At 62.5% G+C, this 18500-nt stretch carries 18 protein-coding genes and 1 tRNA gene; 4 read left to right on the forward strand and 15 right to left on the reverse strand.

All coding sequences use genetic code 11. The features are described 5' to 3' along the window. The first annotated feature begins 756 nt into the window (after positions 1-756). Positions 757-1545, forward strand: coding sequence for a GntR family transcriptional regulator (locus tag BTW07_RS11040; protein WP_075570236.1), 789 nt, complete (start codon positions 757-759; stop codon positions 1543-1545). Here the strand turns inward: BTW07_RS11040 and BTW07_RS11045 are convergent, their stop codons facing one another. Together BTW07_RS11045 and BTW07_RS11050 are read right to left on the reverse strand one after the other, a co-directional pair. Then, entirely contained in the window at positions 1546-2079 is a 534-nt protein-coding gene (locus tag BTW07_RS11045; protein WP_075570237.1) for a gamma carbonic anhydrase family protein, read from the reverse strand. Positions 2080-2131: 52 nt separating this feature from the next. Next, positions 2132-3472 carry a sodium-dependent transporter gene (locus BTW07_RS11050; RefSeq protein WP_075570247.1) on the reverse strand — a complete coding sequence of 447 codons (1341 nt, stop codon included), beginning with the start codon at positions 3470-3472 and terminating at the stop codon, positions 2132-2134. Positions 3473-3702: 230 nt separating this feature from the next. Here BTW07_RS11050 and prlC point away from each other — a divergent pair, with 230 nt between their 5' ends. Together prlC and BTW07_RS11060 are read left to right on the forward strand one after the other, a co-directional pair. Next, a complete protein-coding gene (gene prlC, locus BTW07_RS11055; protein ID WP_075570248.1) occupies positions 3703-5754 on the forward strand; it encodes an oligopeptidase A in 2052 nt (683 codons plus the stop codon). Between the two features lie 67 nt (positions 5755-5821). After that, positions 5822-6079 carry a YheV family putative zinc ribbon protein gene (locus BTW07_RS11060; protein ID WP_075570238.1) on the forward strand — a complete coding sequence of 86 codons (258 nt, stop codon included), beginning with the start codon at positions 5822-5824 and terminating at the stop codon, positions 6077-6079. Between the two features lie 22 nt (positions 6080-6101). Here BTW07_RS11060 and BTW07_RS11065 read toward each other — a convergent pair whose 3' ends face one another. The 5 genes from BTW07_RS11065 to BTW07_RS11085 all read right to left on the reverse strand — a co-directional run bounded on the left by BTW07_RS11065 (position 6102) and on the right by BTW07_RS11085 (position 10323). Further along, entirely contained in the window at positions 6102-6764 is a 663-nt protein-coding gene (locus BTW07_RS11065) for a haloacid dehalogenase type II (RefSeq protein WP_075570239.1), read from the reverse strand. Positions 6765-6819: 55 nt separating this feature from the next. Then, on the reverse strand, positions 6820-7491 hold the full coding sequence (locus BTW07_RS11070) for a metal-dependent hydrolase (protein WP_075570240.1): 672 nt from the start codon (positions 7489-7491) through the stop codon (positions 6820-6822). A gap of 165 nt (positions 7492-7656) precedes the next feature. After that, positions 7657-8190, reverse strand: coding sequence for a superoxide dismutase family protein (sodC, locus tag BTW07_RS11075; protein WP_075570241.1), 534 nt, complete (start codon positions 8188-8190; stop codon positions 7657-7659). 90 nt (positions 8191-8280) lie between these two features. Then, entirely contained in the window at positions 8281-9120 is an 840-nt protein-coding gene (gene metF, locus BTW07_RS11080) for a methylenetetrahydrofolate reductase [NAD(P)H] (protein WP_075570242.1), read from the reverse strand. Positions 9121-9330: 210 nt separating this feature from the next. Next, positions 9331-10323, reverse strand: coding sequence for a cation diffusion facilitator family transporter (locus BTW07_RS11085; RefSeq protein WP_075570243.1), 993 nt, complete (start codon positions 10321-10323; stop codon positions 9331-9333). Between the two features lie 284 nt (positions 10324-10607). On the opposite strand from BTW07_RS11085, the gene BTW07_RS11090 reads away from it, so the two are divergent. Next, the gene (locus tag BTW07_RS11090; RefSeq protein WP_075570244.1) at positions 10608-11153 is read left to right on the forward strand and encodes a ferritin-like domain-containing protein; all 546 of its coding nucleotides are present in this window, start codon (positions 10608-10610) and stop codon (positions 11151-11153) included. A 52-nt stretch (positions 11154-11205) separates the two neighbouring features. On the opposite strand, the gene BTW07_RS19840 is transcribed toward BTW07_RS11090, so the two are convergent. From BTW07_RS19840 to BTW07_RS11120, 8 genes are all read right to left on the reverse strand, one after another. After that, complete coding sequence (locus BTW07_RS19840; protein WP_157958685.1) at positions 11206-11376, reverse strand: hypothetical protein; 171 nt, start codon at positions 11374-11376, stop codon at positions 11206-11208. 588 nt (positions 11377-11964) lie between these two features. Next, a tRNA-Sec gene (locus BTW07_RS19845) sits at positions 11965-12060 on the reverse strand. A 30-nt stretch (positions 12061-12090) separates the two neighbouring features. After that, positions 12091-14049, reverse strand: a complete 1959-nt coding sequence (gene selB, locus BTW07_RS11095; protein WP_075570249.1) for a selenocysteine-specific translation elongation factor — start codon at positions 14047-14049, stop codon at positions 12091-12093. Next, the gene (gene selA, locus BTW07_RS11100) at positions 14046-15509 is read right to left on the reverse strand and encodes an L-seryl-tRNA(Sec) selenium transferase (RefSeq protein ID WP_244158351.1); all 1464 of its coding nucleotides are present in this window, start codon (positions 15507-15509) and stop codon (positions 14046-14048) included. The genes selB and selA overlap by 4 nt, the downstream gene beginning before the upstream one ends. A gap of 152 nt (positions 15510-15661) precedes the next feature. Next, positions 15662-16645, reverse strand: a complete 984-nt coding sequence (fdhE, locus tag BTW07_RS11105) for a formate dehydrogenase accessory protein FdhE (RefSeq protein WP_244158352.1) — start codon at positions 16643-16645, stop codon at positions 15662-15664. After that, positions 16629-17276 (reverse strand): formate dehydrogenase subunit gamma, encoded by a 648-nt coding sequence (locus tag BTW07_RS11110; RefSeq protein ID WP_075570245.1) that lies wholly within the window; start codon positions 17274-17276, stop codon positions 16629-16631. The genes fdhE and BTW07_RS11110 overlap by 17 nt, the downstream gene beginning before the upstream one ends. Further along, complete coding sequence (fdxH, locus tag BTW07_RS11115; RefSeq protein WP_075570246.1) at positions 17273-18202, reverse strand: formate dehydrogenase subunit beta; 930 nt, start codon at positions 18200-18202, stop codon at positions 17273-17275. The genes BTW07_RS11110 and fdxH overlap by 4 nt, the downstream gene beginning before the upstream one ends. 9 nt (positions 18203-18211) lie before the next feature. Next, positions 18212-18500, reverse strand: a 289-nt coding sequence (locus BTW07_RS11120) for a molybdopterin dinucleotide binding domain-containing protein (RefSeq protein WP_144076899.1), incomplete at its 5' end; no start/stop codon positions are given.

Below are 18500 nucleotides of genomic sequence, written 5' to 3' on the forward strand. Positions count from 1 at the left end.
AGCCATGATCAAACTCTTCAGTTTAAAGTCTGATAGTCCTTACTTTTCCCAGGCCCGAAGACAAAGGAAAAAAGCGGACCAAACTTGGTTCAAGGTCAAACGAATCTTTGACGAGTCGCTTGCCTCGATATGTCGTGACTGACGTCACGCGAGAGCAAGCACCCACATCAATTACCTGATCGATTGTTAAAGAGCGTTCCCACTTGGGAGTCTTGCGACTTCCGCCACGAGCCTGAAAGGTTTCAAGTGCTTGTCAGCGCTTGTTTTCTTGCTCGCCGTAAGGAGTGGCGTATTTTAAGGATCTGAGCGAAGATGTCAACGTTTTTCTGTCGAATCCTGCCGGGCGCCGTTGCTGCTCAGTGGTGCCGACCCTGCGAAGAACTGGGAAGCGATTGTGCCTGCCTCACCGCCTTGCGTCAACCGATTTCTTCAATCAAATCAAACGCTTGGCTTTCTCCTTCACCGCCTCCGAGAACCTGTCTCGGCGGCAGCGGATGCGTACTTTACGGACCCGCCCGCGTCTTGGCAAGCCCTGATTGGTAAAAAATCAAATTTGATAGCAGACGGTTGCCACAACGGCCTCCCCTCCAGCGACTGGAATCGCTCTAAGCCGCCGTCATGCCAGCACATCGCCGTAAAGAGAGACCTTTGGCCCAGTCTGCTCGAAGTAGCTCTGAGCGCCACCAAAGAAGCGTTGATAAATGCACCAGTATTGGTAAAACCAATTTCACGAACCGGTATCAGGAGCTTCATCTCGTGGCCTACCCCTCCGTCAGGCAGCCCCGTCTGGCCGACGTCATCACCGAACGTCTCGAAGCGATGATCCTCGAGGGCAGCCTCAAGCCTGGCCATCGCCTGCCGGCTGAACGCGAGCTGGCCGAGCGTTTCGGTGTCTCACGCCCGTCATTACGCGAAGCCATTCAGAAGCTGGCCGCGCGCGGACTGTTGACCAGCCGCCAGGGCGGCGGCACCTATGTCAGCGAACGCCTCGCGGACAGCTACGGCGATCCCATGCTGGAAATTCTGTCGCGCCACGACGAATTTCAGCTGGACGTACTGGAGTTTCGCGACGCCATGGAAGGCATTACGGCCTACCATGCGGCAATGCGGGCAACTCCCGCGGACAAGGAGATGCTGCAGCGGCGGTTCGAAGCGCTGGACAAAAGCTACAGGGATCCGGATCAGCAGAGCGACCCGCTACGCGAAGCCAAGGCCGACGCCGCTTTTCATCTGTCCATTGCCGAGGCTGCGCACAACGTCCTGATGCTGCATACCATTCGCGGCCTGTTCCATTTGCTGGAGAAGAGCATCGTCGGCAACCTGGCACACCTGTTCGAGCGCCCCAATGCCCGCCAGCTACTGATGGCGCAGCACCGTGGGCTGCTAGAGGCGATTCAGGATGGCAGAGCCGAAGACGCACGCACGCTGGCGCACGAACATCTCGATTACGTCAAGACGGGACTGATGGACCTGCAGCGCGCCGAGTCTCGCGCCCGGCGCGCCGAAAGGCGTTCTCAACTGCTGGGCGATCCTCATCCACGTTGATCACTCGCCGGCCAGGTGCTGATCCTTGAGCTTGACGTAATTGCCCGCGGAGTAGCGGAAGAATTCCCGCTCGGCGGCCTTGAGTTCGCGCAGCGGTTTGGCAGGGTTACCGGCGTAGACATAGCCACTCTCCAGCACCTTGCCCGGTGGCACCATGGCGCCAGCGGCGATGATCACCTCATCCTCGACAACCACGCCGTCCAGCACCACGGCACCCATCCCGATCAGCACCCGATTGCCGATCTTGCAGCCGTGCAGCGTGGCCTGATGCCCGATCGTGACTTCATCCCCGATCACCAGCGGATGACCACCGGGGTTGTAGTCGCTGGCGTGGGTGCAGTGCAACACGCAACCGTCCTGCACGCTGGTGCGCGCGCCGATACGAATGCGATGGACATCGCCACGGATGACCGCCATTGGCCATACCGAGCAATCATCGCCAAGTGCGACATCTCCTAGAACGACGCTGGCGTCATCGACGAATACCCGCTCGCCGAGGCTTGGCGTGACACCCTGAAACGTTCGAATTGCCATGTTCTCAACTCCTGTCGCTGTCCAGAATTCGGTGACCGATGGAAGGCATTGGCTACATGAGGCTAGTCATCAGCACGACGACCGTCAGTGGTATCGAGACGTAACGCACCAGCCCCAGCCACAGGCGGAAACCGCCGGGGCCGACGTCCAGCGCCGCCGAAGCGGCTTCGGGAGACATGCGCCACGCCGCGAAGATGGCGATCAGCAAGCCGCCGACCGGCAGGAAGATATCCGGAGGAATGGTCGATACCAGCGTGAAGAAGTTCATCTCCCCGACCCAGTGCACGTCCGCCAGCGTGGAGAACGACAATACCGACAATAGCCCCACCAGCCATACCAGCATTCCGATCAGGATAGCAGCCCGGCTACGCCGCCACCCGGCGCCGACGAGCATCGACACCATCGGCTCGGCCAGGTTGATCGACGATGTCCAGGTCGCGACGAGCAGCAGCAGAAAGAAGGCACCCAGCCAGACCTGCCCGCCCGGCAGATCGCTGAACGCGATCGGCAGCGTGACGAACATCAGTCCCGGCCCCTCGCTGGGGTCGAGGCCGTGGGTGAAGACAATGGAAAAGATCGCGATACCGGACAGCAGCGCCACCGCAATATCGAGCAGCGCCACGGCGAAGACCGCCGTCGGCAGACTCTGCTCTTCCGGCATGTAGGCGCCGTATGCCATCAGCGCACAGGCGCCCACGGCCAGCGTGAAGAAGGCATGGCCCATGGCATTGAGCACCACGCTCCAGGTAATGGCGGCGACATTGGGCGTGAACAGCCAGTGCATGGCGGCGCCGAAGCCGGAAGTGGTCACCGCGTAGCCCCCCAGAACGATCAGGATGCCGTACAGCAACGGCATCATCACGTTGTTGAGCTTCTCGATTCCGTTGGCAACGCCGGCCGCCACCACCGACATCGTCAACAGCATGAACAGGGTGTGATTGAAGGTCATGCGCAAGGGGTCGGCCAGAAAGGCATCGAAACTTGCGCCGATCTGTTGAGGCGAGCGACCCACGAAGCTGCCGTTCACCGCACTGACCAGATATTCGATCGACCAGCCGGAGACCACCGAGTAGAACGATAGAATGAAGAACACCGTAATCGCGCCGAAAAGTCCCAACCATTTCCAGTGGCGGCTGACATCGGCCTCGTCCGCCAGGAACGCCAGCGCCTGCATCGGGCTGCGGCGACCGGCGCGCCCGATCATGATCTCCGCCATCATCATCGGCAGCCCCAGCAACAGCACGAACACGATGTAGAGCAGCAGGAACGCCGAGCCCCCGTTCTCGCCGGTCATGTAGGGAAAACGCCAGATATTGCCCAGGCCGACGGCCGCGCCGGTGACTGCCAGAATGAACGCCCGGCGGGACTGCCAGCGCTCCAGAGTTTCACTCATCATTCGGGACCTTTATCGAACGGGTTGCGGCCGCGGATGGCACGCCAAACGGCATGCAAGGCTGGCACGAAAACGCGAAGAGCCTATCAGGGCCGCGACGGAGCGCCAATCCGTTGAAAGCCAACGCGCAACGCCCCATGGATCGGATACCACCTGGTGCCCATACGGATTGAAAGCGGCACCGGCTCCCCCCATATAGAATGCCACTGATTCCATCGTCCGAGGTGACCATGCCGAATAACCCGCTGCTCGAGCATCATACCCTGCCGCCGTTCGAGGCAATTCGTCCCGAACACGTCGTCCCGGCCATCGAGAAGATCATTGCCGACAGCCGTCAGGCGACCGAGGCGCTCGCCCAGCAGCAGAACGTGAGCTGGCAGACGCTCGCCGCGCCGCTGGAAGCGCTCGATGATCGCCTCTCCCAGGCCTGGTCGCCGGTTTCGCATCTCAATTCCACGATGAACAGCGATGCGCTGCGCGACGCCTATCAGCAGTGTCTCGCCATGCTCTCCGAATACAGCACCTGGGTTGGTCAGCATACGGCGCTATTCAAGGCTTTCGAACGTCTTCGCGAGAGCGACGAGTTCGCGACGCTCGATACCGCGCAACGCAAGGCGATCGACAATACCCTGCGCAACTTCCGTCTGGCGGGTGTCGATCTGCCGGCCGACGAGAAAAAGCGCTATGGCGAGATCCAGGCCCGACTGTCGGAACTGGGCAACACCTTCTCCAATCAGTTGCTGGATGCCACCCAGTCCTGGTATCTGGATCTCGATGATGCCCAGCGTCTGAACGGCCTGCCCGAAAGCGCGCTGGAAACGCTGAAGGCCAACGCCGAAGCCAAGGGCAAGTCGGGCTACCGCATCACCCTCGACGTGCCGAGCTTCCTGCCGGTCATGACCTTCGCCGAAGATCGCGAGTTGCGCCGCGAGGTCTACACCGCCTATGTCACTCGCGCCTCGGATCAGGGCCCCAAGGCCGGCGAGAACGACAACGCGCCGGTGATCGAAGAGACGCTGGTCCTGCGCCAGGAACTGGCCCGTCTACTCGGTTTCGACACCTACGCCGATTATTCGCTGGCCACCAAGATGGCCGAGAGCCCCGAGCAAGTTCTGGGTTTCCTCGACGATCTCGCCGAGCGGGCGCATCCCCAGGCACAGCGCGAGTTCAACGAGCTCGAAGCCTATGCCAGGGAGACCCTGGGACTGGATTCCTTGAAGCCGTGGGACACCGGATTCGCCAGCGAGAGGCTTCGTCAGGCGCGCTACGATATTTCTCAGGAGCAGCTGCGTCCCTACTTTCCCGCGCCGCGCGCCATCGAGGGATTGTTCCGCGTCACCGGCAAGCTCTATGGCATCCGCATGGCGGAAAATCCGGAAGCGCCGCGTTATCACCCCGACGTGCAGTACTTCGACGTGCTCGATGGCGAGCGTCCAATCGCCGGCTTCTATCTGGACCTCTACGCCCGCGAGGGCAAGCGTGGCGGAGCCTGGATGGACGTCTGTCGAACGCGTCTTCAGCGCGAGAACGGCGAGCTGCAGCTGCCGGTCGCCTATCTGACCTGCAACTTCACTCCACCGGTCGCGGGCAAACCGGCGCTGCTGACTCACGATGAAGTGCTGACGCTGTTCCACGAATTCGGCCACGGCCTGCATCACATGCTGACACAGCAGACGGTGGCCGATGTCTCCGGGATCAGCGGTGTCGCCTGGGACGCCGTCGAACTGCCGAGCCAGTTCATGGAAAACTTCTGCTGGGAACGCGAAGGTCTCGATCTGATCGCCGGCCATGTCGATACCGGCGAAAAGTTGCCGGACGATCTGCTGGGCAAGCTGCAGGCCGCGCGCAATTTCCAGTCGGCCATGCAGATGATGCGCCAGCTCGAATTCTCGCTGTTCGATTTCCGCCTGCACCACGAGTGCCACAAGCCGAGCTCAGCCGACGTTCAGGCGCTGCTCGACGACGTCCGCGCCAAGGTCTCGGTCGTCACCGCCGTCGACTTCAACCGCTTCCAGAACGGTTTCGCGCACATTTTTGCCGGAGGCTATGCCGCCGGGTACTACAGCTACAAGTGGGCCGAAGTGCTCTCCGCGGATGCCTACAGCGCCTTCGAGGAAGCCGGCATCTTCGATCCCGAAACCGGCCGGCGTTTCCGCGAGGCGATTCTCGAACAGGGCGGATCGCGCGAGGCGGCCGAACTATTCGAGGCTTTCCGTGGCCGCGAGCCGAGTATCGACCCACTGCTACGCCATGCCGGCATCGAGCCCCGCAACGCGGCCTAGATTCCGGCGTCTTCCGTCATCCGAGTGGACGCACCGGCGCGTCCACTCACCGATTCCGAGGTAACCCATGACCCAGACGCCGAAGCGCTTCATCGCCGGCGCGATCTGCCCCCGCTGTTCAGCCATGGATCGCATCCGCTCGTGGGAGCAAAACGGCATTCGCTATCGCGACTGCGTGAGCTGCGATTTCTTCGAACAGCTGCCGATCGAGGACGACGCGATCCAGGAAGTGCCCACCCGGGTCAATCAGCCTCGGGAACGCCAGCGGCCCGCAAGCGAAGAGATCACGCCGGTACGGATTCTCGATCCCCGCAAGCCGCATTGATCCCGACGGCGGTCACGTCAGCTTAGCCAGCGACGATACGTTCGAGCAGACGCGACAGATCGTCGTCCCGCCAGTCCGGTACGCCAGCGAGCGCCGGATCCATCGCCCTGCCGGGCCGCGCGATGAAGCCGGTGCGCATGCCGGCAGCATTGGCGCCGATCAGATCCCAGCCATGAGCGGCGATCATCACCAGCTCGCGGGTATCCACGCCCCAGTGCCTGGCCGCGTGTCGATAGGGCTCCGGAGCCGGCTTGTAACGCTCGACACTCTCCACGCTGAGAATGGCGTCGAAGTGGCCCTCCAGCCCAACGTGCTCCAACTGCCGATGTGCCGCCTTCAGTGCGCTGTTGGTCAGCGCCGTCAATGTGTGCCCGCGATTGCGCAAGGTCGACAATGCCGACTGGACATCGCCATGCGCCGGCATCGAGAGAATCGCGTCGACCAGCGCCTGCTCGTCGTCTGCCGAGATCGCGACATCGTGCTTGGCACCGAGCTGGCGCAACGCGCTTCTGGCCAGGCTCGAGAAGGGATCGAACCGGCCGATCAGATTGGCCGTCATCCAGCTTTCCTGAAGCGTCAGGAACCACTCCGGCCGCGTCGCTTCACTGCCGAACCAGCGCTGGAACAGCGGGTCCAGAGCGCGGGTATCGAGCAGGGTTTCGTTGACGTCGAATATCAGATGCATCGCGACCTCGTTGTCAGAGTCGATAAGCGTGGCGCCGAGCTGGTGAGGCACCGGCTCAGCGCCACAGCGCCAGGCCTTGGGTGAACAGCTGGCCCAGCGCCGCAAAGGAAGGCAGCCAGCTCAGTAGATGTGCCGACACCAACGCCAGCATCAATGCACTACCTGGTGCCTGCCAGCTGAAAAGCTTGAGCGCGGTGCCGAAGGAGCGTTTGAGCCTGGCACCGGTAAGATCGACGCTATATAGCTCATCCAGGGTCAGATGAATGATGAAACCCAGCGTCATTGCCAGGCCGTGAACCCAGGCCTGCCGCTCGGGCTGACCGAGCAACGAGAAACTGATTGCCGCCGTCGATAGCCCGCTGACGCCGGCCGCCAGCAGTGAATGCCACAGACCTCGATGAACGGTGAAGCGCGCAAACAATGCGCTCGCCAGGTAACGCACGCCGACATAGGCACCGCCACAAGCGATGAACAGATAGGCCGGCGTGACTTTATGCTGCAGAACCATGACCGCCAGCACCACGGCAATGACGGCCAGAATGTTGAAGATCAGGCGAATCGCCTGCGACTGGTCGGCGTCGATATCCGGCAGAATACCGCCGAATGCCACCAGCGACGCCACGATCATCGCCTGCCAGCCACTCCATTGCCCCGCCTGGCAGCCGGCCTGGGCGACGACGGCTCCGCCGACACTCGCCACGCCGAAATGCGTTCGAAAATTGGCCATCGGCCCGGGCGCCCCATAACTGGATAAATGAACAGATTATGGCGCGCCGGGCATCTTGAAAACAATAGCTTACGAGCAATGAACAATGGTAAATGCCATGCCCTCACGCAGAACGGCCCCGCCAGTGGCAGAGCCGTCGCCAAGATGATGCCGGTACGGCAGAGGCTAGCGGCTTTCGATAACCCCGCAGGCCACGCGACTTCCGCCGCCGCCGAGCTTGGGCTCGTCGGAATAGTTGTCGCCGCCCTCATGGATGACGAAGGCATGACCGCTCAAATCCGACGCTTTCAGACGGGGGGCCAATACTGGAGTCGTGGCCTTGCCATCGCTGTCGACCATCAGCGCAGGTAGGTCGCCGAGGTGGCCTTCATCACTGTAAGGCCCCTGATGCGTGCCGGTCTCCTGCGGATCGAAGTGGCCGCCGGCAGCGCCGGCCGGCGTCACCTCGCCATCGCTCTCGCTGGTGTCGCAGCTGGCGTTCTGATGAAGGTGAAAGCCGTGAATTCCGGGGTTCAGGTCGGAAAGGTCCGGCGTCAGCAGCAAGCCATGATCGGTGTCTTCGGCCATCACGGTGCCGACGCTGTCGCCGACCCCATCCTTGGAGATCGAGTGCATCTCCACGTGGGTCTGGGCCTGGGCGGCGACGCTCAGCGTCATCGCCAGCCCAGCGCCGAGTGCCAATAGTGCGTTGTGTCGCATGTCGTCTTCCTGTCCGTGGGTGACACTTCAAGTTAGACCCGACATGACCAGGACGCGAATTCCCGGGCTCAGCGGAAAGCGCGGTCGATGCTAAAGGGAGAGATTGTCGAGCACCCGCAACGAAGGTGCCGATTGATTCAAGGTATAGAAGTGCAAGCCAGGCGCGCCGCCATCCAGCAGACGCTGGCAGAGATCCGAGACCACCTCGGTGCCGAACGCCTGAATGCTGTTGCCATCATCGCCATAGGCTTCGAGCTGCTTACGAATCCAGCGCGGAATATCGGCACCGCAAGCATCGGAGAAGCGCGCCAGCTTGGTGTAGTTGGTGATCGGCATGATGCCCGGCACGATCGGGGTCTCGACACCCATCGCGCGTACCCGATCGACGAAGTGGAAATAGGCTTCGGCGGTGAAGAAGTACTGAGTAATGGCGATATCCGCTCCCGCCTTGGCCTTGCGGGCGAAATTCTCCAGGTCCCGTTCGAAACTTGGCGCCTGCGGATGCGCTTCCGGATAGGCCGCCACCGCGATCTCGAAGTGATCACCGGTCTCGTTACGGATGAATTCGACCAGCTCGTTGGCGTAGCGCAGCTCACCCGCCCCACCCATGCCCGACGGCAGATCACCGCGCAACGCTACCAGACTGTCCACGCCATCCTCTCGATAGGACTGAAGCAGCTCGCGGAGCGCGCCCTTCTCGCTACCGATGCAGGAAAGATGAGGCGCCGTGGTGACGCCACTGCGACGGACGGTCTTGACGGTGTCGAAGGTGCGAGCCTGGGTGGAACCTCCGGCCCCGTAGGTCACGGAAAAAAAGCGCGGCTCCCGCGCGGCCAGGGCATCGCGAACGCCACCGAGTTTCTCCCTTCCCGCGTCGGTATTGGGAGGGAAGAATTCGAAACTGACGCCCAGCGGAGGCTGCGTGCTCATGACATGACTCTCTTCGATACTGGCCAGCGCGATAGAGCGCCGGTCGAAGGTGTCGTTACCGGATCACGATCAGTCCGGAACGCCCCCCGATAGTGGATTGACGACGGCATATTGGCGATTCTGCCTGCCTCGAAGGATAACGGCCAATGAAACTTTCCCGCCGTCATCATGAACATGGAGCATCGTCATGCTTGATGCCTAGCGCCCGATTCAGGGATGCACCACCATACCGTGATTGCACTCCCCACCGGTCAGACAGTCACGCGTTTCGACCTGCAGCGTCGCGTGCTGGATGTCGAAGCGGGTCTGCAGCATGTCGTAGGCGCGCTCGATCACGCCATCGTGAAGTTCCGGCGCCTCGATCACCAGGTGCACGCTGAGCAACGGATCCTGCGGCGTCAGCCCCCAGACATGAATGTCATGCAGGCTCTTGACCCCCTCGACATCGAGCAGCGCCTGGCGAATCTGGCCCACATCGACCCCCTCCGGCGTTCCCTCCAGCAAGGTATGCGACGAGCGCCGCAGAATTTTCCACGCCGCGCGCAGAATCAGCGCAGCGGCCAGCATCGACAGCAGCGGATCGATCGGCATCCAGCCGGTCAGCATGATGACGACGGAAGCCACGATCGCCGCCACGGAACCCAGCAGGTCGCCAATCACATGCAGCATGGCACCGCGCAGATTGAGGTTCTCCTGATCGCCGCCGTGAAGAATCTTGAACACCACGAGGTTGATCATCAGCCCCAGTATCGCCACCACCATCATCGGTCCCGCCAGCACATCGACCGGCTGGGTGAACCGCTGGATCGCGGCTATGAAGATCCACGCCGCGATCGCCAGCAGCGTCAGACCATTGACGAAGGCGGCGAGCACCTGGAATCGCTGGTAGCCGAAGGTGCGCAACTTGTCGGGAGCCTTGTCGCCCATGTAAAACGCGAACAGCGCCAGACCCAGTGAAAAACTGTCGCTGAACATGTGCCCGGCGTCGGCCAGCAGCGCCAGCGAACCCGAGATCCAGCCCCCCGCCACCTCGGCCAGCATGAATCCGGCAGTCAGGATCATCGCCAGCCTGACCCGTTTGACACTATCTGTCGTTACGGTTGGGGCGTGATCGTGCGAGTGGCCGTGAGAATGATCGTGGTCATGGGAATGATCGTGGGGATCATCAGGAGAAACGTGATGCGAGTGATCGTGCGAGGCCATGAAACGTGTCCTGACGAGAATATCCTTGAATCTTAGCCTAGGACCCCGACGCTATTGTATTACACGCCCTTCCTCGTCCGGATCGATATCTCTGGGACAACCCGACACCATCGACTACGTTGAAACGACGTCCCGTGGGAATCCCTTGCGAGGTGGCAGTGACAGCCGAGCTCGGACCATGGTTGAGCTGTCATCGCGGCTGGACCGCCGCTGGGTTGAAGTCACAGTTGGGCTAAGTCGCGGCAGTCAGATGTCGCACCGTCATTCCTATGAAGGAGCAGCACATGAGCGAGCAGACATTTCTGACCGATATCAAAACGATTCGCGAGCGTGCACGCCAGCACATCGAGGATGGCGCGGTCACCGAAGGTTATGGCGCCGATCGCGAGACGGTCATCAATATTCTCAACGAAGCACTGGCCACCGAGATCGTCTGTGTGCTGCGCTACAAGCGCCACTACTACATGGCCGACGGTCTCAGTTCGAGCATCGCCAAGGGTGAATTTCTGGAGCACGCCCAGGAAGAGCAGCAGCATGCCGACCAGCTCGCCGAACGCATCACTCAACTGGGCGGCGCACCGAATTTTTCTCCAGAAGGACTGCTGAGCCGCTCTCACTCCGAGTACGCCGAAGGCGAAACCCTCGAGGAGATGATCAAGGAAGACCTCATCGCCGAGCGCATCGCGATCGACAGCTATCGCGAGATCATCACCTATCTCGGCGACAAGGACCCGACGTCACGCCGGGTGATGGAGGAGATACTCGCTCAGGAAGAAGAGCACGCAGACGACATGGCATCGCTGCTTGAAGGCGTGAGAACCAGCACCTGAAGACAACGCCTGGCTGTCCGGTGTGGCGAGACAGCCAGGCGCTAGAGCGGCATCAGTCATCTCGATTCGAGCGCTGCCGCCACAGATCCCAGGCGATTCCCGAGGCAATGCCCGCGCCGATACCCCAACCCCACCCGGCCGTCGTCATCCAGACGACGACCCCCACCACGATACCTATCAGGGAACCCTGCATGATCTCTCCATGGACAGTGGATAGCGACATGGCCGGCATCATTGTAGCCGTCACGCTCAATCAGCGCAGTGGCAAACGCGATGAACCTATTGGCATGCGATAGCTGCCAGCGCATTGGAGTATCGACAAAGAAAGTTGGGCCAAAAACCGCCGTGGCGTCAAATAGTCGCGAGGTCAAATAGTCGCGAACTGGAAAGTCGCAAACTCGAAAGGTGAAATAGAGAGCGGGAATTCGGGGGGGAGTTCACGGAGCGCGTGCACTGTCAGCAATAGGCTGCGAGCGGTAGGCATCGCCACACGCCGGTACCCGGTAGAGCCCACTCCCACGATCCATCGCGGTGAGAGCCACTTGGCTAAGTGGGCAACTCCAGAATGGACCGCAACCCACGGTTATCCAAGAGACTTTTCGTGATGCGCCAAGCATTTTTGCTAATGGCAAAACTTAAGTGTTCTTAATCATGGACTTATAAGTGACTGACTCTTCAATGAAAGTTGTAATTTTTTGAAATGCGATAAAAACCAACGGGTGTAGCGAGCACGGAACCTGAAAAGGCGATCCAACACCGACTCGGGAACTCGAGATGAATCGTTCCGGCATCCGGTTCCGGCACCCAGAACTGGCGGAAGAGAGAGGGAGTCGAACCCACCAGGGACTGCTGGCAGCCCCTACAGGAGTTGAAGTCCTGGCGTCCCACCGGGGAACGATTCTCTTCCCGATTATTCGGCCCACCGGCAGCCGACTGTTCAGTCGAACAGCATATCGTCTCGAATCACTCTGTGACCATCCCCGATTCGGCGAGTGAACCCTATCCGATCGAAAAACTCGAGAATCGCCACGGCCAGCTTACGACCACCGCCAATCCGATCGCGAAAATCCGCAGCCGTGGCCCCAGCCGGCGCGATCGCATCCAGTTCCCGGATCATTCCGGCCAGCTCGGCGACATGCGACGTCAAAAAGAAATGATCCTGACGCAGCTGGTAAACACTGCCGAGCAGCGCACAGCTTCTCAACAATCGCCGCACATCCCCTTCGGGCCACTCGAATTGCTGCGCGATATCGCGAACCCGCGGCGGATCGTAGGGCGAGGCTTGCAGCAACGGCTTCACCTTCTGCCAGCGCAGGGCTTCGTCGGGCGACAGTGTCGCCTCGTGGGAGGCCAGCGCCACGAACGGACCGTGCTGCACGATTTCGTTGCCAGCCTTCCAGCGTTCGAGCAGCGGCCGGAACAGCCCTGCCGCAAGCTGGGGAGCCACCATTCGGCGCAGTCGATCGATATCGACGCCGCGCATGGCCGGCTCCTGCTCATGGATCAGCGCCAATCGTTCCTGCGCCTGGCGATACAGATGCCGATGCGTCTCTTCCGGAAGCGCATAGCTGACCCCTTGATGAGTGATGACCCACCAACCGGCAAGCGACGCGCTGCTCTCGAGCTCGCGGCTATCGCGATCGAGGTTGGCGGCCAGCGCGGTCAGATCCACGATGCCGTCGTCGAGAGCTGTCCGGCGCCACAGAACTCGCAGATCCTGAACGCCGCGCTCATCCGGTAGCATCTCCCGCAGCTGATTCAGCCAGGCGAGACGCCGGGGCTTGCGAGCGCCTCGACGTGGCGGTGCGGTATCCAGCACGCGAGCCCCGCCCAACGTGTCGCTGGCCCCGCGGTCGCGAATCACGACGCGATCGCCGTGTGCCGCCTGCAACGGCGAATCCAGCACCAGTTGAGCGAGCATCGACGTTCCAGGCGCCAGGACTTCCGCTTCCAACAGCGAGACACGCCCGGTGACATGGGCGCTGCCGTGATGAAGATGCACCGACGTCCAGTGCTTGAGCGGCGGCGACGCCGGCAGCAAACGGAGCACGACATCGAGCCGCAAACGGTTTTCGAGCCGGGAAGCCTCGGCCACGACCCAATCCCCGCGATCGAGGCATCCCGTTTCGATATCGGCCCCACTGAGATTGATGGCACAGCGCTCACCCCGGCTCGCGGTCTTCGCGTCGCGATCCTGACACCGCAATCCCCGCACGCGAGCCGCCAGACCGGTCGGTAACAGTCGAACGCTGTCCCCCAGCGCCACCCGACCGCTGCGCACCGTTCCGGTGACCACGATGCCCGCGCCCCGCTTGGTGAAGACACGGTCGATGGCGAGTCGAAAGCGCCCCGAATCGGGAGGCGCTGTCGCGACGCCCTCCGCGACATGGGCGGCCGCCGTCCACAGGGCGTGTCCGAGTGCACCGATGCCCTCGCCCGAGGCATTGGACAACGGAAATATCGGTGCTTCCGCAAAGGCGGTATCGGCCAGCCAGCACTGCAGCTCGAGCATGACCTGCGCGATACGGTCGGGGTCGACACGATCGACCTTGGTCAGCGCGACCCAGGCCTGCGTCACGCCCAGCAATTCCAGAATGCGGGCATGTTCGCGCGTCTGCGGCATGATGCCGTCGTCCGCCGCGACCACCAGCAACATCGCCTGGATACCCACGGCGCCGGAGAGCATGTTGGCGATGAAGCGCTCGTGGCCCGGCACGTCGATGAACCCCAGCGTAGCCCCTGCATATTCCGGTGGCGGCTCGGGGTAGGCATAGCCGGCCTCGATGGTGAGACCGCGCACCTGCTCTTCTTTCAGACGATCGGTCGCCACACCGGTCAGCGCGCGAATCAGTGCCGTCTTGCCGTGATCGACATGGCCCGCGGTACCGACGATCACGCCGTGCGATCCCACAGCGGCCGAAGGGTATCGAGCTGCTCGACGAACTGACGCTCTTCCCTGTCGCCATCCAGACAGCGCAGGTCCAGCCACAGCGCGCCCTCGTGTACCCGTCCGATCACGGGTCGCGGCAAGCCGCGAAGCACGCGCTCCAGCCGGGAAAGATCCCGACTCCGTTTGCAATGCAGCACCAGCGCGCGGCTGTCGAGCCGATCGACCGGAAGGGACCCGCTGCCGAGCTGGCTGCGGCAATCCTGGCCGCTGACTTCGGCGATATCCTGCAGCACCGCCTGCACCACCGGCTGCAGTCTGCTCACCTGATCACCAATCGTGGTTGCGTCACGTGCCAGCATCGACAGCGTCGGCAGGGAGCGCGACGGAGCCTCGCTGTCCCGGTAGCACCGGAGGGTAGCTTCCAGGGCCGCCAGGGTGAGTTTGTCGCAGCGCAGCGCCCGTTTGAGCGGATGCTGCTTGAGTCGGGCGATCAGCTCGCGGTTGCCGACGACGATGCCCGCCTGCGGGCCGCCGAGCAGCTTGTCGCCGCTGAAGGTCACCAGATCGGCGCCCGCCGCGATCGCTTCTGCCGGTTGGGACTCGTGAGGCAGGCCAAGCGTGCGGAAGTCGGTCAACGCGCCGCTGCCCAGATCGATCATGAACGGTATGCCATGCTCGTGGGCAATCCGGGCAAGCTCGCGCTCCGGCACGCTGCTGGTGAACCCGGTGATCGCGTAGTTGGAGGTATGCGCCTTGACGATCAACCCGCTGTCGTCACCGAGCGCCTGACTAAAATCCCGCGCGTGGGTGCGATTGGTGGCACCGACCTCGACCAGTCGACAGCCGGCGGTGGACATCACGTCCGGCATCCGAAAGGCGCCGCCGATCTCGATCATCTCACCCCGCGAAATCACTGCCTCGCGCCCGGCGCAGAGCGCCGTGAGTGACAGCAGCACGGCCGCGGCATTGTTGTTGACCACAGTCGCCGCTTCGGCACCGGTCAGTTCGATCAGCAGATCCTCCACCAGACGGTCACGATCGCCGCGTCCCCCCTTCTCCAGATCGTACTCCAGCGCGACGGGGTGACGGGCAGCCTGGACGACGGCCTCGATGGCAGCTTCGGAGAGCGCCGAACGCCCCAGATTGGTGTGGATGACGGTGCCGGTGAGATTGAAGACCGGCCGGATATTGGGCCGTGTCAAAAGCTCGAGTCGTGCCCTGATCGCGGCGACCAGGTCGATCTCCTCGGGCCGGCTGTCACCAATGTCGTCCGCCGCGTCTGCGGCGTCGCTCGCGTCCTCGCTCAAGCGCTGGCGATAGTGGGCGAGCGTCTCGCGAATGGCGCGTATCGGCAGACGATCGCCATGGCGCTGACGCCATGGCTGGAGCTCGGGATGGTCGAGCAGCGTCGTCACTCCCGGCAACTGGCGGCGAAGATCCATCGATGAGGCGATCGTGTCGGGCATGAAGGACTCGAGGTCGCTGACTGGGACCTCGATTTAATCGTCGAAGAGATCGCAAGACAAGCGATCCCGGGAAGAGAGATCGCTGGGGGGAGAACGTTGGCGGAGGTCCCGAGGCGTCGGCCGCCTCGGGTACCGGGAAGGGACCGAACACCTCAGGCGGGCGCTGGCTCGCCCAACACCAGCAGTGGATTGAACGCCCGCCGCTCCAGTTCTCGATCGGCGATCATCATGTCCAGAGCCAGACTGGCGAGGTCATCGGCCAGCGGATCGGCATCCGCTTCCCACTCCCGATTGACGCGCTTCAGGTAGCTATGACAGTGATCGCAGGTCTCGGCCTGAATCGGCAGCACCCGCTTGCCCTGCTCATCCTCGAGGCTGCAATAATCCAGTGTCTTGCTGTCGCCACACTGCGCGCATTTGGCACGCTCGGCGTACCACTCGCTGGCACACAAGCCACACTGCAGGTAACGCACACGGGAGCGCGCCATGCCGATCTGGATCAGGCTGCCGACTGCAAGGGAGCCGCAGCACGGACACAGCCCGCTGGCAGCGCCAGCCGGTCTGGGTGGTGTTGCCGGCAGCATTCTTGCCTGACGCGTCCACGCCACCTGCAGCGCCGCGCCCATCAGTGGCGCCATGGCACGCTGCTCGAGCGGCAACGGCTGGCCCTCGAGCACGGCGCGGGCCAGCTCGGCACGATCCGCGTCGGGCAGCCGGCACAACGCCTCGAACCAGGTACGCTGAGGGGCCACGACTCGTCCATCCAGCTCGCTCAGCAGTGCCTCGAGATCGTCGGACCATGACATGTCGCGCCACAATCCCTCGACGGAAAGCGGCGGGATTCCATGACGCATGGCCAACTCCGCACCGCTGGTCAATCCGGGGCGAGACTGTTGAACGACCCGGTGCTGCGCCTCGACGATCATTGCCATGAACTGGAGGTAGGGCGCCATCGCCGGCACCCTCTCGGCCAGTTGCCGCAGGCGCTGGCCACGCTCGGCAAACAGCTTGCGTCCCGGCAGTCCGACCATTGGCGGCGCCCCCGGCGAAGGTGGCGACTGGCCGAAGGCGTGCTCGCGGGTCGCGCTCGGCTTGCGCGGGTTATCGGGGCTGTCGTCGTCAGGGCTGCTGCTCACGGCGCTGCGCCTCCTCTTGTTCGCGGGCCCACAGGCCGTGATGATGACGCGCCCAGGCGCGGGTCACCCAGCCTCGTGTCATTGCTCGGATCGAGCCCTTGACCCAAATGGCGGCGTAGACGTGCACCACGATGGTGACGATGGCCACGAACGCCGATACGGCATGGAGCAGGCTGGCGAAGCGGATCAACGGGATCGGGAAATAACCGGCGAACCAGGGCCGCCACATGATCACGCCGCTGAGCAGCAACAGCGCGATCGACACCACCAGCGCCCAATAGACCAGTTTCTGGCCCGGATTGTATTTGCCGATGGGCGGCAACTTGTCGTCGCGATTGTCGAGCACGTCGCCGATCTGACGCATCCACTGGACATCGTTCTCACCGAGCAGATTGCGGCGAACGTGTCGCACCGCCATGGCGTAGAACAGCAATACCAGCACCACCCCCAGAAACGGATGCAGGATACGCGCCCATACCGGCCCGCCCAGGGTATGGCTCAGGAAGAAGAAGGCAGGATGAAAGAACGCCAGCCCGGATAGCGCCAGCAGCACGAAGACCATCGCCATGGTCCAGTGGTTGGCGCGATCCAGCGGCGAATAACGAATCAGCCGATCGCGTGGCATCTTCATCGGTCTTCCCCCCGCGGACGGGTGGCATCGTAGCCCAGCGAGTGCGGCGGCGTATCGTCGTGAGCGTACGTCTCTTCCGGCTCCTCTTTCGGCCCCTTGGTCATGTAGTGGATCACGCCTGCGAACGCGGTGATGCCGATGATCGCCGACATGATCGGCTTGGTCACGCCCTTCCACGCGCCGACCAGCGGCGAGATACGCGGATCCTTGGGCAGGCCACTGTAGCGATTGGGGTCGTTGGCGTGGTGCAGCACATACATGACGTGCGTGCCGCCGACCCCGGCCGGATCGTAGATGCCGGCATCACGGAAACCGAGCGCCTTGAGATCGCCCACCCGCTTCTCCGCTCGAGCCAGCATGTCCGTCTTGGTGCCGAACTCGATGCAGTTGGTCGGACAGGTCTTGACGCAGGCCGGCTCCATCCCCGCGTTGACCCGATCCGAGCAGAGCGTGCATTTGTAGGATTTCTGATCCTTCGCCGATATCCGCGGAATATCGAATGGGCACCCGGTAATGCAGTAGCCGCAGCCGATGCAGTGCTCCGAATTGAAGTCGACGATGCCGTTGGCGTACTGCACGATGGCACCGGGGGCCGGGCATGCCGTCAGGCAGCCCGGTTCGGCGCAGTGCATGCAGCCATCCTTGCGAATCAGCCACTCGAGGTTGCCCTCCTGCGTCTCGTGTTCGCTGAAACGCATGACCGTCCACGAATTGGCGGTCAGATCGGTTGGATTGTCGTAGGTACCGTGGCACTCGCCGACATCGTCGCGCAGGTCGTTCCACTCCATGCACGCCACCTGACACGCCTTGCAGCCGATGCATTTGGAGACATCGATCAGCTTGGCCACTTCATCGACGTGACTCCGGACCTGAGGAGGCGTCGTCGTGGTGGCGGAGCGGGCGATGATGTTCTGGGAGTTGTTCATGTGCCCTCCTTAGACCTTGTCGACGCGGACGGTGAACGACTTGTATTCCGGCGTCTGAGTATTGGCATCGCCGACGAACGGCGTCAGGGCGTTGACCAGGTATCCCTTCTTGGCCACTCCGGTGAATCCCCAATGCAGCGGGATCCCCACATGGTGGACCTGCCTGTCGCCGATCATCATCGGTCGCAGCCGTTTGGTCACCACTGCCACGGCCTTGATGAAGCCCCGTTTCGACGACACCTTCACCCAGTCACCGGCCACGATGCCGATCTCGCTGGCCAGCGCTTCGCCGATCTCG

It is taken from the genome of Salinicola socius, assembly GCF_001937195.1.
Lineage (GTDB): Bacteria > Pseudomonadota > Gammaproteobacteria > Pseudomonadales > Halomonadaceae > Salinicola > Salinicola socius.